The organism is Nostoc sp. 'Peltigera membranacea cyanobiont' 213, assembly GCF_002245975.1.
Taxonomy (GTDB): domain Bacteria; phylum Cyanobacteriota; class Cyanobacteriia; order Cyanobacteriales; family Nostocaceae; genus Nostoc.
This window is the reverse complement of record NZ_NOLI01000001.1, coordinates 79,297-95,561: the sequence shown is the minus strand read 5'-3', so window position 1 is coordinate 95,561 and position 16,265 is coordinate 79,297. Positions and strand designations below refer to the sequence as shown.

General features: G+C 36.2%; 13 protein-coding genes. 4 read left to right on the top strand and 9 right to left on the bottom strand.

All coding sequences use genetic code 11. The features are described from left to right. Nucleotides 1-29: 29 nt before the first annotated feature. The 9 genes from CDG77_RS00425 to CDG77_RS00385 all read right to left on the bottom strand — a co-directional run bounded on the left by CDG77_RS00425 (nucleotide 30) and on the right by CDG77_RS00385 (nucleotide 11,162). Nucleotides 30-1,046, bottom strand: a complete 1,017-nt coding sequence (locus CDG77_RS00425; RefSeq protein WP_094327337.1) for a hypothetical protein — start codon at nucleotides 1,044-1,046, stop codon at nucleotides 30-32. 24 nt (nucleotides 1,047-1,070) lie between these two features. Further along, on the bottom strand, nucleotides 1,071-2,342 hold the full coding sequence (locus CDG77_RS00420) for a glycosyltransferase family 4 protein (protein WP_094327336.1): 1,272 nt from the start codon (nucleotides 2,340-2,342) through the stop codon (nucleotides 1,071-1,073). Nucleotides 2,343-2,409: 67 nt separating this feature from the next. After that, nucleotides 2,410-3,237: a class I SAM-dependent methyltransferase gene (locus tag CDG77_RS00415; RefSeq protein ID WP_094327335.1), complete on the bottom strand. Its 828-nt coding sequence runs from the start codon at nucleotides 3,235-3,237 to the stop codon at nucleotides 2,410-2,412. Between the two features lie 42 nt (nucleotides 3,238-3,279). Continuing rightward, on the bottom strand, nucleotides 3,280-4,500 hold the full coding sequence (locus CDG77_RS00410) for an O-antigen ligase family protein (RefSeq protein ID WP_190233877.1): 1,221 nt from the start codon (nucleotides 4,498-4,500) through the stop codon (nucleotides 3,280-3,282). Nucleotides 4,501-4,533: 33 nt separating this feature from the next. After that, nucleotides 4,534-5,460 (bottom strand): hemolytic protein HlpA-like protein, encoded by a 927-nt coding sequence (locus tag CDG77_RS00405; protein ID WP_094327333.1) that lies wholly within the window; start codon nucleotides 5,458-5,460, stop codon nucleotides 4,534-4,536. 54 nt (nucleotides 5,461-5,514) lie between these two features. Continuing rightward, nucleotides 5,515-6,837, bottom strand: a complete 1,323-nt coding sequence (locus tag CDG77_RS00400; RefSeq protein WP_094327332.1) for a flippase — start codon at nucleotides 6,835-6,837, stop codon at nucleotides 5,515-5,517. Between the two features lie 100 nt (nucleotides 6,838-6,937). Further along, nucleotides 6,938-7,891 (bottom strand): glycosyltransferase family 2 protein, encoded by a 954-nt coding sequence (locus CDG77_RS00395; protein ID WP_094327331.1) that lies wholly within the window; start codon nucleotides 7,889-7,891, stop codon nucleotides 6,938-6,940. 51 nt (nucleotides 7,892-7,942) lie between these two features. Beyond that, nucleotides 7,943-8,884, bottom strand: a complete 942-nt coding sequence (locus CDG77_RS00390) for a hypothetical protein (protein WP_094327330.1) — start codon at nucleotides 8,882-8,884, stop codon at nucleotides 7,943-7,945. A 73-nt stretch (nucleotides 8,885-8,957) separates the two neighbouring features. Further along, the gene (locus CDG77_RS00385; RefSeq protein WP_094327329.1) at nucleotides 8,958-11,162 is read right to left on the bottom strand and encodes a GumC family protein; all 2,205 of its coding nucleotides are present in this window, start codon (nucleotides 11,160-11,162) and stop codon (nucleotides 8,958-8,960) included. 1,518 nt (nucleotides 11,163-12,680) lie between these two features. Between CDG77_RS00385 and CDG77_RS00380 the strand changes: the two genes are divergently transcribed. From CDG77_RS00380 to CDG77_RS00365, 4 genes are all read left to right on the top strand, one after another. Next, entirely contained in the window at nucleotides 12,681-13,097 is a 417-nt protein-coding gene (locus tag CDG77_RS00380) for a hypothetical protein (protein WP_094327328.1), read from the top strand. A 71-nt stretch (nucleotides 13,098-13,168) separates the two neighbouring features. Continuing rightward, nucleotides 13,169-13,525, top strand: a complete 357-nt coding sequence (locus CDG77_RS00375; RefSeq protein ID WP_094327327.1) for a deaminase — start codon at nucleotides 13,169-13,171, stop codon at nucleotides 13,523-13,525. 939 nt (nucleotides 13,526-14,464) lie between these two features. Continuing rightward, entirely contained in the window at nucleotides 14,465-15,484 is a 1,020-nt protein-coding gene (locus CDG77_RS00370; RefSeq protein WP_223269671.1) for an RNA polymerase sigma factor, RpoD/SigA family, read from the top strand. 96 nt (nucleotides 15,485-15,580) lie between these two features. Then, entirely contained in the window at nucleotides 15,581-16,075 is a 495-nt protein-coding gene (locus CDG77_RS00365; protein WP_094327326.1) for an ureidoglycolate lyase, read from the top strand. Nucleotides 16,076-16,265: the final 190 nt, after the last annotated feature.

Sequence of the window (16,265 nt, the reverse complement as noted above, 5' to 3'; positions counted from 1 at the left end):
CAAGTTATACGGAATTATTTTGATTACGTTTAAAGTTTAGCTATTTTCTCTATCCAGCTACTCAAATTAATATCTAAATTAAAGTTTCGTAATTTTTGTTCCATTCTTCTAACTACCAGCATATATCGATGCAAAACTGATACGCGAGGCATCTTGAGCCTGACAACCTCTTGACACAACCATCGATATTTTTCTGAATCAAGATTAAGTTTTTTCAGTCTTTTAATTTGTGCATCCCAATCGTTATAGAAGAATAGGTTGAAATAATGAATTGATGTAATATCATTCCAGTCTTTAATTTGTAGTTCTGTTGATAATCGGTTATGTAAAGGCAAAGGATAACTATAATTAGCAGGAAGATGTTCGACGTTTTCTTCTAATGCACATAAAGTTACCGATAAAACAGACTGCTCAACAAAATAAAGACCTTGAGGAGGAGTGATATCAAGGCGCATTACTTTTTCAAAATTCTCTTTCCAAGCTGTAAATATACCTGCACTCCTTCTCACAACGACTAAACCAGAATTCCAGTAGGCTCTAATTTTTTTCTTACCAATTGGTGTTTCCACAAATACCTCGCGCTTTACCCCCAGCACTTCATATAACTTTTGCCAATACCATTCTTGAGAGTCTTGCAGACCTGTAGAACCAATTCCTTGACCATACTCAGGACGTAACCGAGCGTTACAATTGACGGGTAACAAAAACTCTTTTGGCTCAGAAAAAAAGCATTTGTCACTGTCTAGAAAAACTAATATTTCTGCGTCGATATGTTGTTCAGCATAGGCACAAGCCAGAGGTTTATTTGCTAAATAATATTCATGAAATTCTTGATTGATAGGGACTTGTTGATGATTTACCTGCAACGCTTCAAATGCTTTTTGGGTTTGCTTTGATATAGGTTCACCCACTCTAGGATGAAAACTAAATATAGGCGTATCCTTTAATTCTCCACAGAACTTACGAATACTTTCTGCAAGCATTAAAGATTGAGCTTCCAAGCGACCAGGTTCTGTACAAATTATAAAAGCTATAGGTATTGACATATTATAAAGTATTGATTTACTAAGTCAGTTCCTAAATGAAGATTTCTTTGCTGTCATCAATATTTCCTGAAATAAAGCTGAATAACGACGCGCTTGAAGTTCTAGAGTAAATTCTTGTTCTGCTTTCTCGCGAGCATAAAATGACAGCTTTTCTAATCTCTGCTCATTTTCAAGTACCCAGGCAATTCCTTTGGCAAAATCCTCAATTTCATAAGGTTTAGCTAAATAGCCGTTTTGCTGATGATCGACAATATCTTTTAAGCCAGTAGAATTAAATGCAACAACTGGAGTACCACAAGCGAGTGATTCAGAAGCTGTCTGTCCAAAAGATTCTTGCAGAGACGGCACAAGCATCACATCAGCTGCTGAGTAAACAGTTGCTAAAGATATATCATCATATAAATGTCCCAAATAGTGGGTTTTGAAGCCCAAATCAGGTGGATTTTCAGGTTGAGATGCACCGAAAACAACGATCTCTAACTTATCTTTCCAGCCAGATTTGCTAAATTCTTGTAGTGCTGGTTGCAGGTAATGAAAACCTTTTCTAGAGTCATTGGTTGCATCTAATGCTCCAAATAAAATGAGTTGTTTATCCAGAGGTAAATTCAGTAGTTCTCGCGCTAAACCTTGATCGACGGGTTTATATTTTTGAGTATCCAACCCATTGGGAATTACTTCAATTCGTAAATTTTTAAACAAAGAACTAGATTTGGCGCATTCGGCTAACCAAGAACCTGGCGAAACAATGGTCAGATTTAAATTTTTCAAAGCTTTGGTTTTACGTTGCCATACCCAATGGGATAAATCACAATCCTTTTTGCTGTTCAGTTGAGGACAGGCTCCACAGGAGATTTGGTAACGATCGCAATCCCCAGTGTAGCTACATCCTCCAGTAAATGCCCACATATCATGAATTGTCCAGACCAAAGGGCGCTTTAGTTTAGCAATAGTTTCTATTTGCATAAAAGCTGCGCTAACCCAATGCAAATTGATTATATCTGGATTAATCTGAGCAACTTGAGAAATAACTCTATCTGGCAACCATTGAATAAAAAATGGAGTATTTTGCTTTTGAGAATAAAGTTTTAAAGGTAAAGTTTCCAATGTCAACTTTGCCTTAGCGATGCCTTGCAATAATCTGATATTAGGTGCAATTACTGTTTTGTCATCAGTATATTTTTCTTGCACCAGCATTTGTGATTGTAAGTTAATATTTTGTAAACCTTTGTGCAACCGATATGCAGCACGAGCCGCACCACCTGCCACATCCTGGGTACTAAGGAGCAAAACCTTCATATTAGTATTATTGAACTTGAAAAAAATATTCTTGATAAGACTAATCCTCTATCGCAGAGAATCAATATTAGTTGTTTGGCTTTATGCCCTCACAATATAGCGAGCCTGGTAGATATACTGCCCCATCAGCATTAATATCCAAGACTTCATTACTAAAGTTTGGAATATCACTTGTATGGGCATCCATAAATTTAATATCTGAAAAACCAACTCTTTCAAAGAGCGTTTTCATACTATAGCTATCATACATCCACTTATGTTTTTCACCCAAGGATGTTTCATCTATCATAGACTTGCGGACATAGCGTGGTATTAACTTCTTTACCATGTCAATATAGAGGTATTTGAATTTGTTTCTGAGTTTATTTTGATTGATATTAAATACCTTTTCTAACAAAGAAGAAGTATTATTATTTGCTATCTCTTCTTTGATTTTAACACCTGTTCTTTCTTCTACATAGGTGATGGATGGCTCATCATTGTTTTCAAGCACTTGCCGCCAATAAGTTTTCATCAATCCGCCTTGTTCTGTTCTTACCAATTGATCGATTAACTCAATAATAACCCATTCATATTGTTTCCTTGCTTCCTCGTTTTTAATACTGTCGATAATTCTTAAGTATTCACGGCATGTTCGTTCTAAGTCAGGAACAACGATGCGTAAAATGCCTTGAGGTTTGAGAACTCTATAGCATTCTTTAACCAGCATTTCTCCTGTGTCTTTAGAGAAATGCTCTAGGACATGACTGCTATAAATTACATCGAAATAATCTTTAGGATATGGAAGTGGTTGCAGTAAATTATGAGCAATTACTTCAGGATGCTCAGAATTAAAATCTATATTGATCCATCCAGAAGAAAATCTGTGTCCACATCCAAAATTTAACTTTTTCATGTTTTCTCTCCTTTCAATTATGGAAGTATGTAAACTACTGACTTATTTATATATTGGTGTACGCTGAAAACTAAGAGTCAGAGATAAAGAGGTTGTGACATACATTAACCAATTCCAACTGGGAGTTAATAATCTTGCTTCTGAAAAATTCACGATGACGATGATAACTAGCATCTGCATTGGCCAATAATCTTCAGGTTTTTCTGCCACCGAAACAATTCGAGTCAGTGCCATTACGAAGAACCGGATAAATCCTGCTGCAAAAGTCAAGAAACCTAAAAATCCTAATTCTAACAATAGTTCTAAAAAACCATTGTGAGCATTACTTGCCCAATCATAAGTAGCTCTCAGATTAGATGCAGCATTACTAGTCCAAAATCCAGAAAATCCATAACCTAGCCAAGGTCTTTCCAAAACCTTAGATATCACTAGTTCCCAAAGATCAGAGCGTCCATTGAAGGTAAGGTCTTTACCAGAAGTACCAACTACAGTTTCGGCATTATTGATCAGTAATATTGAAAAAATAATGAGTAGCATTAGAGCTGAAGTAATCATAATAACTTGTAATTTATAATTAGTTTTTTGAAAGGATCGATAAAAAGGCAAAAGTAATATCATTGTAAATAGGATCGCCAAAGATGTTGTTGAACGTGTGAGGATAATTAGACATATAGATAACCCACATAGTGCCCACATTAACCAGCGATATCGATAACTACTAAGGGCCAGATGTAAGAAAACTCCTGCACTCCAGTTCATCATGTAACCTAATTCATTTTTATGACCATAAATTCCGCTCCACATATCTACTAATTCCGGTGATTTGTGAATATAACCTGGTATGAATGCAGAGAAGATCATAGACAATAATGCAGCTGCACCAAGAGCCCAAGCTATTAGCCTCATTTGTTCTCTAAGGGGATAACGTACTGCCAAATAGATTGCAAGAAAATATATTCGGATTAGACCTTTTATATCTTTTAGAGTAGAACTTAGGTCTTCTGACCACAATATAGAAAATATAACTATTGCTAGTAAAAGAAACTGTAATGGACTTTTTCTAATTACATAAATAAAACCTTTCCAGTACGAAATTAGAAAATAAAATAATATTAAATATGAAATTATATTGAACAAAGTATCTACCTTATCGCCTCCAAGTGTAGACATAGAAACTTCTTGTGCAGGGTGTATTGTTAATACCCCTGCTGCAATGAGTAGTAGTAAGATAGTTAATATTTTTTCTGTTAACTTTACGTTCATTATTGACATTTAATTAATTAACTAAAGATATCACTATTTTTTTATCGTTGAGTAATTCAATCTTTTCTTCACTTCCTCTTTAAAAATATTCAATATAGTTGCTTTATATACTGTTTTCTGAGTAAAATTATCTGCCTCTACATTTCTCACAATATACGGTGGATGTTTTAAAGGAAATTCCATTGCTTGCATCGACATATTGATGAACGAAAATTCCTGGTTGGAAGTGAAGTGAGTCGCGTCCGCCCCAACGCCAACATTAGAAATCAAATTTACATTGGGAATAATGCTTAAGCTACCCTGTATCCAGCAGGCAAATGTCCATTGGTAATCCCAGGTTATACCTGTAGGATTGTTATAAACAGACTGAAATATTCGTCGCCAATAACTTACTGCTTTCGGATCGACAAGAATGTCATGTAAGAGGTTTTCTGATTCCACTTCTTGCCAGAGTTTGATAGTCAAATCATAATGCTGCCAAGCACGTCTCCAACTTGCCCAACCCCAGCAGTGGTTGTAACGAGAAAAATAGTAACTGTAATTGGTGCGTTTTCGTCCAAATTGAAGATTTTGAGCAGAGATTGTGGCAATTCTGGTATCGTCTCTATATTTTTCTAGCAGTTCTTCGCTAAATCTGAAAAATGTCGGATGAGGGATACAATCATCTTCTAAAATAATTGTCTCTTCAACATTATTAAATACCCAATCTAAACCACTAGATACTCGTTTTGCACAACCTAAGTTGATATCAGAATAATTTTTGATAACCTCGCATTCCCAATCAACTCTTTCAATAATTGCGCGAGTTGCTTCACACTTTTCTGCCTCATCTTCGCGGTCGGTGCGTGCCCCATCTGCAATTACAAAAAGTTTTCTTGGTTTGGCTTGGCGAATAGCTTCAAAAACCTTCTCTGTTGTTTGTGGGCGCTTGAAAATAATAAAAGTTACTGGTGTTTCCATCTTGGATTAATTTTGCTCAATATACTTGATACTGCAAAAGTTAGATAATAACGATCAATACTTATAGAAAGGAAGAAGCGATCGCACCTGAATCTTAAAAATCTTTTGTGTTCTTGAATCAAATGCATTGCATATAAAAGTAGCAGCAGCTTGTGAAATTATTGTTGCACTCGCAGCCCCAAGTCCACCATATTTAGGAATAAGGAATAAATTGAGAATAATGTTTAGCATCGCCCCGAATAAAGTTTTACCTAAAGAAACATGGTTCAAACCCTCAGCAATAAACCAAGGTGATGTGGCCAGACCCATAAATACAAAGAAAGAAGTCCAAATATGAACTGATAATATTGGTCCCGCTTCCGCATATCCACTTCCAAACATCACTATAATTATCTTTTCGGATAGGAATGTCATTGGCAGAGCGATTCCTAACGATATACATGTCATTAGACTGAGTAATTGTCCTATTCTCTGATAGTAAAGACTTTCTGATTTTTCCTTAGCTGCGTAAATTGAAGGAGCAACAGAAGAAACAATAGCCCCTGGAATGAAATACCAAATTTCAGAGACACGGACAGCAGCAGAATAAATTCCAACCTCACTATTTCCGATCATTTGACCTAACATCACCTGATCGATTCTCATAAAAATCATGATAGCGAACCCCGAAAAAATTAGAGGTAAACTCTCTTTAAGAAGGGTTTTGGCAGTAGACAAACTCCAACGCCATAACCAGAATGAATACCCTTTAACTTGGTAAACAATTAGTAAGCCAATTGCACTCATTGCAAATTCTGCTAATGTTACCCAAGCAAAAGCTAACAATGATGCTTTTGTTAAAATTAGTACGATTTTAATAACAGTATTTAGCAGAAATGCTATGTTTCTAGCGATCACACTATATTTTGACTGCACCTGTGATTGAAACCACAAATCAATGGTATCAGTCGCCCTGAAAATTCCTGCCATTCCTAAAATTGCAACTAGCGATATTTTCAGTGTTTCATGCTCACCCAAGAAAAACATAGTGCTAACTGCAAATAATACAGAAGCAGTTCCACCAAGCAATTTTAGCCAAAAAGTGGTTCCTAAAATTTCCTCTCTATTTGTTGATTGACGGATAATATGGCGAATTACTACATCATCCAACCCTAGAGTGAAAATTGGGCTAAATAAGCTAACAAAAGCTAAAGTATAGTTAAAAAGACCATACTGCTGTACTCCTAAGTAGCGTGCTACCCATACTCCTACAACCAAGCTTGCACCCATACGGAGAATGCGGTCAGCAAACAACCAACCTGTATTGGCAATAATTGCACGCAGCCCAGAACGAGATGTAAATTTTGATAAACTAGGAATTTTTAATTTACTTAGCATTATTTTTAGGAGTTAATTCTGTCTGTGACATTTTATCGTGTACTATTTTTGTTTTTTAAAGTGAAGTATTATGTTGATTTATCTAGGCTTCATTTATTACCTACAACATTTTGAATTTACCAGCCATTAGAGTTTTCAAAAAATAGCTAAATAATAAAATTATGCCCTTCATTTTCCAAAAGAAATTATGCTCAAACAAAAATATTATTTTCAGGTATGAAATAAAATCTTCATATTTTGGACATGGTATTGTTTTTAACTCATTGAGAGAGGTAAAAGCCAATAATAACGGTAAAGTTAAATTATTTTTTTGCAAAATGTAATTAAATAGAGAATTACGTTTCCAAAATCTCTTATATTCATAGTTATTGTCTATATCTAAGAATTTCTTGTTATGATACTGGTTGTTTTGATGTATTCTATACATCACTAAAGGTTTAGACATATAAAACTTTTTAGCCCCTACCAAAGAAGCCCCCCATATCAGACAGTCATCAGCCCTTACACGCCAATCTTCTATATTGGGAATAGGTAAAAATTTTCTAATTATTTCTCTACGTATTGATAATGTTGAAGTTATGGAGCCAATCCATTCACCACTATATAAAGTTCTGATGACTGAATAACCTAAATCCAAATCAACGGTATCAACTTGAAATGTTTCTTCCACTGCCCCAAATTTCTTATAGGCACAAAATATAAAATCACATTCATTACGTCTATTATAAAAATTTAGGGTGGTTTCTAAATATTGAGGTTCATAAATATCATCGGCATCTAGAAAAAATATAATGTCCCCAGTCGCAGCTAAAAACCCTTCGTTAAAGGATGATAATTGCCCCTGATTTTTTTCTTTTAAAATAGATTTAACATTAGCTAATTGAGTATATTTAGCAATAGCTTCTACAGAATTATCTGTGGAAGCATCATCAACAATAATAATTTCATCAAATTTAATAGTTTGATTTAAAGCGCTATCAATCGCCTCTGAGAGAAACTCAGCGTAATTGTAATTATTAATTAAACAAGATGTTTTGATTTTATTTATAACCATATAAAAATGCATCTCCAATAGAAAAATAAAATGGAGTTTTTCAATTGACAACTACCAATAGGCTGGATATTTTGAAGGATTTGTTGGTATATCGTCAGGTTTACATCTGACCCAGTATTCATTATAAAGAGACTGAAAAAATGGAATTTTATCCCAACGATTGCCTTTAATTCCAAAAAGAATTTGAGTTGCTCCTCCAAGATGCATAGCCTGTTTCCCTAGAGATTTAACGTAAGCAGCTAATGGAAGTCCATAAGCACCGCATCCTATAATAGCTATGTCAAAATCTTGATCTTTAATGTGGTTACACATCCAATCATAAGCATCAAACCAAGTATTAAACTGGGTTTGAGTTCCAGCCAGAGACTGAACTGCTTTGAAGGTAATTAACTCAAATTCAGGCAGAATATTTGGATTTTTGAAAAGTAACTTTCTATGGTTTTTATATTGTGATAGAATAGTTTCTGCAAAAGGATGAATGACTAAAACCTTTTTCCCTTCAAGATTCTGGCTCCAAGGGTTGTTATGATAATAAGGCTCAAGTGTATTTAATTCAACAAAAGAAGCTTGTGGACAAGAGTTTCTGATGATTTCTGGCTCTCCAATTTGAAACCATACTCCCAAAGCATCTATAGATTTCGACGATTCTAGAAAAAGTTGGCTAAATTGATTTAGATGTTTTTCATCTACTGGAAAAAACCCAGAATCATTAGACATCGATTCAAATATAGATCCCTTGTAACCTCCTTTTAGGTATTCATGCACACAATAAGCTTCTGTGCTGCCAAAGCGACTAATCATAAAAGGTTTACTATCTGTAATCAGATTGGTAAGTAATTCATTGCTTTGTTGAGGAGATAAAATTTGCTTATATATATCATAATTTTTTACCTGATTTTTGAGAATTATTGTCTTTGTATAAACAGAGCCTTTCCATTTAGCTAATGGAGTATTTGATTTTAGGAATTGCTTGAGATTTTTGCTTAATGTCATTAATTTAATCCTACAGTCAAAAACTTTGGTTTAGATGTTTGTAGTAAGGCTCTAAGGCTCTACATACGAAAATTTAACGCTCTTTGGTAAATTTGGTTAAACTGCTAGAGACTAAATCTTGTTCAATTTGTCGTTTTTTGCTTTCAGGTAAATAATTATTAGACTCGTTTTTAATATTCACACCATTAATGACTATCCCTAACACCTTCTGACCTGACTGATTTAAAAACTCTTTAGCTGCATTAGCACTGTTCAAGTCAACTACCCCAGGACGAACGACTAATAGAATACCGTCAGTGAGAGTGCTTAAAACAGCAGCATCTGCTATTCCTGAGAGAGGTGGAGTATCAAAAATAACTAGATCGTAATCTCTACCAAAGTTACTTATCAATGTTGCCATCCGTTGAGAATCTAGCAGCGCTACCGGATTGGGAGGCAAAACTCCAGAAGTAAGAACCTCTAAATTAGGCATAACTTCTTGAACAACTGCATCTAAAGAAACTTGACCTACAATGACATTACTTAGTCCAACTGTATTGTTTAGCCCCCAGATATGATGCTGTATGGGATGACGCATATCTGCATCCACCAACAACACTCGACGGCCTGCTTGAGCCATAGTCACAGCTAGATTTGCAGACACGTCAGACTTTCCTTCTTTGGCAACGGAACTTGTTATTACAATGCTTTTTAGCGGTTTATCAGAACAGAGAAACTTCAAGTTTACTTGGAGTATTTGATATGCGTTACCAAGAGGGAAATAAGGAATATCTCTACCAATGATTTTGGGGATAGGTCTATCAATTCCTCCTATAGAAGAATGGGCTTTACCATTTTTGCCTTGTGCTGGAATTACTCCTAAAACAGTGTATTTCAGGACTTCTTTAGCTTCTTTAACTGTCTTCACTGAGCGGTCTATCAAGTCTAAACTAAAGGCGACAATGACACCTAAGAAAAGACCAACTGCTCCTCCACCAACAATAAATAGCGTTTTGCGAGGCCCTTCTGCTTTTTCGGGAACTAAAGCTAAGGAAATTACACGAGCATTAGGAATCTTTTGGTTTTCTGCAATATCAATTTCTTGACGTTTCTTTAATAGTGTTTCGTAAGTTGTTTGAGCCGCTTGTAGTTTTCGTTCTAACTCTCGTTGCTTCTGTTCTAGCTTTGGCAAATTATTTGCTCGTTTGATGTAAGCAGTTTGCTGTTGGGAGAGAGTGTCAATTTGTCTTTTTAGACCGATACGATCTGCCTGAGCACGAGTAATATCTGCAATTAAGCTTTGGCGCAGTTGTCCAACCTGTAAACTTCCCTGTGTTACCTGTGCTGTACCAGCGACTTGTCCTGTCCGCTGTTTTAACAAGCTCTGAAGAGCTACAACTTTTGCTTGTAAGTCAATAATTGTAGGGTGCTCAGGTGAAAAACGGGTACGTTCCACTGCCAGCTTACTTTCTGTTTCTTGGAGTTGGGTAAGCACTGTTTGAACTCCAGGTGCTTGACTCAATTCAGATGCAATTACACCCTGTTGTGGATTTACTTGAGCTTCCTTGCTTAACTGTTCTAAACGACCTGTGACATTATTTAGTTGAGCTTGAGCTTCAGAAAGTTGGTTTCCTAACTTAGAAATCGTATCGACTGCTGCGGTTGCTTCTTGTTCCAGAACAACAATTTTATTCTGTTCTTTAAATACCCGCAGTTTTGATTCAGCTCTTGTAACAATGTCCTCAGCTTTGGGTACTTCCGTTACAAGAACCTCTTTAGCTGTTCGTGCTTCCTCCTGATTAGCCTTGATATTTAGGTCAATATAACTTTTGATAACTTCATTTACAACTTTGGCAGCCAGTCCAGGATCGTTACCTTTATAAGAAACTTGTACAACATCGGTGCCTTTGATTCCTTCTATTTTTAGTTGTGTTGCCAAGTCAGGAATCGACAGTAGTTTGCCTTTACTATCTTTGAGTTGAAGTGAATTAATTGTTTTGCCAATCACTGGATTTGAGCCAATAACTCTCACCTGAGTTTCCAAGGGATTGTCGTTTAAGTTCAAAGCTTCCAATCTTCCAATATCTTCTGATACCCCTGTGAGTGAGGAAGAACGATTTGTTTTAATCATCAAACTCCCTTCTGCCTTGTATGAGGGTTTCAGTGAAAACGCATACAAGCATCCAAGGGTAACAGCTATGCTAAAAATTCCAACTAGAGGTAGCCAACGCCGTTGAATAACTTCTAAGTATTTCTGAATATTTACTTCTTCAAACTGTGGTAAAGATTCCATCGTCATAATAAGGAAAATTTAAAATTAAAGACTATTTGCTGTAGATTTTCTTAGTAATGTTTGCGTTGGTAATGAGTTAACGCTTTGTGCTTTAGGTTGCTTAAGAGGTGAAGTAAACTAACAGATATTTTAATTCATGCTACCCTATTTCCATTTACAGATGGAACATATACAGTAGGTAATTTGAACTATTTACATTCCGAATACACTCTTGCTAACTAAAACAAAACCTCCTTCATCACAAGATAAAGCGATTTTAGAAAAGTCAAGATTCTATCAAAGCCAGACTCAAAGAGACTCAACTTTTTTTTAATTTTAATGAGACTATTGTAGTATTAATTTATCAAAGTTTGCTAGTGTATACTCTGATAGCTACATATAGAATCTTGACGATTTTATTAACTGATTTTAAATTGTTTTAAACCCAAAGTATTACCTGACAGCTTAACTCACAGAATATATTCCACTAAACTGCGTCAAACATATTTTCTGCATATATTACCCACCTTTACAGGGTTTTATATTTTGCTGAGAGAAACAACAGGATAACTCATATTTTTAGTACTTTATTAGCACTCCTTTTTTTGTTGATTCAGTTTTCCGTTAATGCTGATGTAATTATTGATTATTAATCCAACATTCAATATCATATTATGTAAGAACACTTAATTGGATAACTTTACAAAAAATTCATATAATATACTAGTACATTAGCTGCCGATTCGCCAAGTTTGAAAAGATAAGAGCAATTAATACCTTAATGGTAAGAGATATAGCAATTTTGCCAGCCACAAGTAATGTAAGCACTTCAGAGATAGACTCTTTGTAGGGAGAAGAGATAATTGGAAAGATTGTATGGATATTTACATAAGCTTATTAGAAGCTTTCAGCAACAACTAATTCTTACTCTGAAATAATGCTGAATAATGCCAAACTTGGGGAATTATACGGAACTGACAATACTCAGATTACATAATCCGAGTATCTAAATTGTAATAACTCGTACTCAGTTTAATTTGCCTAGACTGGTGAAAGGTTTGTTGATGTGCCTTGAGACGTGAAAATTACAACACAGTTCCCGTCCTTGGGTTTATACCCCAGTATTTTAGCTTCAACTGTAAACTTGCAATCATCTTGTAAGATGTATTCTGCAATAGATGGAGAACACATCTTACAAGATTTAGCTGAACAATATTGATGTTGTGTTATCTATGTAACCGTATGGTAACACGTAGAAAAGATAAACGGCTAGTAGTACGGGTAACAAAATATGAATTAGCGCAGTTACAAAGGGAGGCAGATAACAGGGGAGTGTGAAATTTTGATGTGTTAGAGGGTGGATTCCTCAACGATCTCCTCCTAGACAAAAATCTACCTCTGATTAGACTTCACTAGATTTTTTATGAAGTTTACCTATACTTCTTAGTACCTGTGTTAGTCTGAAGTACTAAAACTAGACTGCTATTGTTTGGTGTCTGTATCTAGCGAATGCTAATTATTAAACTGACATTAAGAGATTGAATTATGAAATCCTCTTTTATCTCCTTAGTGGTTGTGATTGGTGTACTTGTTCTACCTCAGAGTGTCTATGCTAACCAAGATAATGTTCCGATCGCAACAGGCGATGCTCTAAAGCAGCAATTTCCCGCTCGCAATCAGGCTGGAGCTTTATTGACGGAACCCGCGACAATTACCACTACATGGAGTAATTTTACGGGACAGACTAATAATCCCAAACAAACTGCTGAATCGATTTCGCTAGTGCAGGAACGAGGATGTCAAAAGATTAACCCCCTTGAATTCATCAATAACCCTGGTGCTTTCTTTAAAGAATGTCAGAAGCCAACAAATATCCCAAGTTCTCAAAGTACTGAGCCAATTGAGTATTTTAAGGTTCCTAAGCTCGATTCTGGTATTAGTGTAACAGTTACTAAATTTTGATATAGGAATTTTTTTACTAAAGATAGCTAATTTTTGGTACTGTAATTTATCTAGATAATTTACGCTAAAACATGGATGAAATGTTTATGCTGGCTGCTTTAGCTCAAAGCAGAAAAGCTTTGCCGGAATGTTTGCCTAATCCACCAGTAGGCTGTGTAATTGTAGATACTCAAAAGATAGTAGCTCAAGGATACACGCAAGTACCAGGAAAACATCATGCTGAGGCTGACGCACTTAAACAGATTCAAGGTAAAGCTTTCAACTTGTTGAAAATGTATGTAACTCTTGAACCCTGTTCTTTTCATGGACGCACACCTGCATGTGCTTTAGCGATCGCAGAGGATTGTTGTATACATGAAATATATGTATCTCTAGTCGATCCAGATCCCCGCAATAATGGTCAACCCATCAAGATGTTTTCTAGCTAAGAGTCTCAGATAATTTCCGACTGATTGCAGAAGTGGGGAATTTTATTGTTTGAGTGTGCTACATAAGAATTAACTACCCACTTCTAAACGTAAATCTTTTCGCTTCAATAAGATATTAGTAGCGATCGCGGGTGTTCATGTCTTGCCAAGTACTATCCTTGGTGCTAATGTGACCACTGTTACTACTTTTATTCTAAAAATGTCTCCAAAAGCAATCAGATTGATAGTATGGCATTCAATACAGATGTCTGCGTCCAGTATGACATAAGTGCGTCAGATATACCTGCGTCTTCGTCATTCTAAATCCTTAACTACAAGTATTTAGCCGGACTCCGCAAGAAAGCTGTTCTTGAGCATGAAAGTGCTTTTGTTAATATTTAGCGATCGCCTGTTATGTATCCAGCTTGAGATGATTTAATTATCTAGGAACAAATAAAAGTAAAAAATGAATATTTTATATGTAATTAATTCCACTTAATTACAATTACATAGAAGTATAATCAACCTGTTAAAAAATTAAAAGCTCCGTGCTTTAAGAATTCGGAGTTATGTTGATATATGCTGTTATTAAGTTCTCTTTTGGGAATTAAATTGTTGCTAAATCAAGTTTTCATTTTTCCCATTAACTACATTGAAGAATTAAACTACATATAATTGTGTTTGAAAATATGCAATTCTCCATGAGAAACAAGTGTAATTACTTCAAAAGATATAGTGATAATACTTTAGGGTAATTGATTTGTGACTGGTGATAATGTTAGTATTATGAGGTGGGTTGATTTTGGGTTTATTATCTCCAACAATTAACTTGTAATGTATCATAGACCAAAATTCATCAGTATTGCCAATTAATATGATTAGCAGTGTGGAATGGCTATGGGTCTGAATATATAGACTTGATACCAATAAATTGAAGAGGTTACAGAGGAGCAAATAACCATGAGCAACTTAACATCTCCACCTACCGAAGTTCAAAAAACGAAGAAAAAAAGTTTAGCCGCAGATAAAAAACCTCGAGCTACAGATGATATTGTACGTAGTTATCTGCAAGAGATCGGGCGTGTAGATTTGTTGACTCGCGAACAAGAGGTTATTTTTGCCCAACAAGTGCAGCTGATGATGAATTTCTTAGCTGCTAAAGAAGAATTGGCTATGAAATTAGACCACGAACCCACGCTACAAGAATGGGCAGATCGGGTGGAGTTAGGTGTTGAGGTACTAGAGCAACAGTTAAGTCAAGGACACCAAGCCAAGAAAAAGATGATTCAGGCTAATCTCCGGTTGGTGGTGGCTGTGGCGAAGAAATACCAGCACCGCAATCTGGAATTTATGGATCTAATTCAAGAAGGGACTTTGGGTTTAGAGCGAGGAGTGGATAAATTTGATCCTGCTCTTGGTTATAAGTTTTCTACCTACGCTTACTGGTGGATTCGTCAAGGAATCACGCGAGCGATCGCTCAACAAGGACGAACTATTCGTTTACCGATCCACGTCTTTGAGAAACTGAACAAAATTAAACGGGTACAGCGAGAATTATCTCAACAACTGGGTCGCGTTCCCACAACTGCTGAAATTGCGACTGCGTTATCTTTGACACCTAGCCAAGTTAGAGAATGTTTGTATTTGGCTCGTCAACCTTTCTCGCTAGAGGCGCGAGTTGGCGAACAACAAGATACAGAATTGCAGGACATCCTGGAAGATGACGGGCCTTCTCCTGAAGATTATGCTGTTGAAGAATCTTTGCACCAAGATTTACATGACTTGTTGGCAAAATTGTCTCCACAACAGCGAGAAATATTAACCTTGCGATTTGGTTTGACTGATGGCTATGAACTTTCTTTAGCCCAGATTGGCGATCGCATGGGTATTAGTCGAGAACGGGTACGTCAGATTGAGCAAAAAGCTCTCAGTCTCCTCCGACGACAAAAGGAACAAGTACGGAGTTATCTAGCTAGTTAAGGTCATTTTTTCCCAATCCACCATAATGGCTGTATGTATAAAATTCGGTCAGTTTGGGGGAAAATAAACCTAAGTAATGTCTCTCAAAGATTTGATATGGGCAGATCAAAGACAGTGCAACAATTGCAAGCGCAATGGGTGAGTTCTGAAAACTTTCGGCGTTATGGACAGGTAATTTTTGCAAGTGTTGATGGCAAAGGTTACGATGTGGAAGATGCCCAGTTAAACCTGCAAAATGGAATTCCACGATTTTATATTATGCGGTTGGAGAAGAGAGGGCGAAAGTTTCATAAAATTACTCGCCATCAGCAATGCACTCAATGTTTAGGTTCTTTGGATGGGAAGGATTGGTTAATTGCTGTTTGTCCTCCTCATAATGATGTGAGTGAGCCAGCATTAGAAGAGATTGCTGCTTTTCGGATTCCGGGGAATTGTTTTATTAAGCTACATGAGGGAACTTGGCACGCTGGCCCTCATTTTGACCATGAAGCTGTGGATTTTTATAATTTGGAATTAGCTGATACGAATGTGGTGGATCATTTTACTCATGATTTTTTTAAGAGTCATGAATTAGAGTTTGAGATGGTTTAAGGAAATCAACGAACCACAGAGGCAATAGAGTTGCCAGTGCGTTGCGGGGGTGGAGGAGTTTGTAGCACCTGGCGCAACACAGAGAGAAGAGAAATAGAGAGGATTTTTGCGTCTGTTTTGGAATGTTCAGGACTTACGCAGAAAGGCAGTGAAAGCCTAGATTTTTCGTAGGGGCAATTCATGAATTGCC

Coding starts and splice junctions, on each gene's coding strand:
- CDG77_RS00410 (WP_190233877.1), bottom strand. CDS start 4,500: ATGAACGTAAAGTTAACAGAAAAAATATTAACTATCTTACTACTACTC.
- CDG77_RS00425 (WP_094327337.1), bottom strand. CDS start 1,046: ATGTCAATACCTATAGCTTTTATAATTTGTACAGAACCTGGTCGCTTG.
- CDG77_RS00375 (WP_094327327.1), top strand. CDS start 13,169: ATGGATGAAATGTTTATGCTGGCTGCTTTAGCTCAAAGCAGAAAAGCT.
- CDG77_RS00385 (WP_094327329.1), bottom strand. CDS start 11,162: ATGACGATGGAATCTTTACCACAGTTTGAAGAAGTAAATATTCAGAAA.
- CDG77_RS00365 (WP_094327326.1), top strand. CDS start 15,581: ATGGGCAGATCAAAGACAGTGCAACAATTGCAAGCGCAATGGGTGAGT.
- CDG77_RS00420 (WP_094327336.1), bottom strand. CDS start 2,342: ATGAAGGTTTTGCTCCTTAGTACCCAGGATGTGGCAGGTGGTGCGGCT.
- CDG77_RS00405 (WP_094327333.1), bottom strand. CDS start 5,460: ATGGAAACACCAGTAACTTTTATTATTTTCAAGCGCCCACAAACAACA.
- CDG77_RS00415 (WP_094327335.1), bottom strand. CDS start 3,237: ATGAAAAAGTTAAATTTTGGATGTGGACACAGATTTTCTTCTGGATGG.
- CDG77_RS00390 (WP_094327330.1), bottom strand. CDS start 8,884: ATGACATTAAGCAAAAATCTCAAGCAATTCCTAAAATCAAATACTCCA.
- CDG77_RS00380 (WP_094327328.1), top strand. CDS start 12,681: ATGAAATCCTCTTTTATCTCCTTAGTGGTTGTGATTGGTGTACTTGTT.
- CDG77_RS00400 (WP_094327332.1), bottom strand. CDS start 6,837: ATGCTAAGTAAATTAAAAATTCCTAGTTTATCAAAATTTACATCTCGT.
- CDG77_RS00370 (WP_223269671.1), top strand. CDS start 14,465: ATGAGCAACTTAACATCTCCACCTACCGAAGTTCAAAAAACGAAGAAA.
- CDG77_RS00395 (WP_094327331.1), bottom strand. CDS start 7,891: ATGGTTATAAATAAAATCAAAACATCTTGTTTAATTAATAATTACAAT.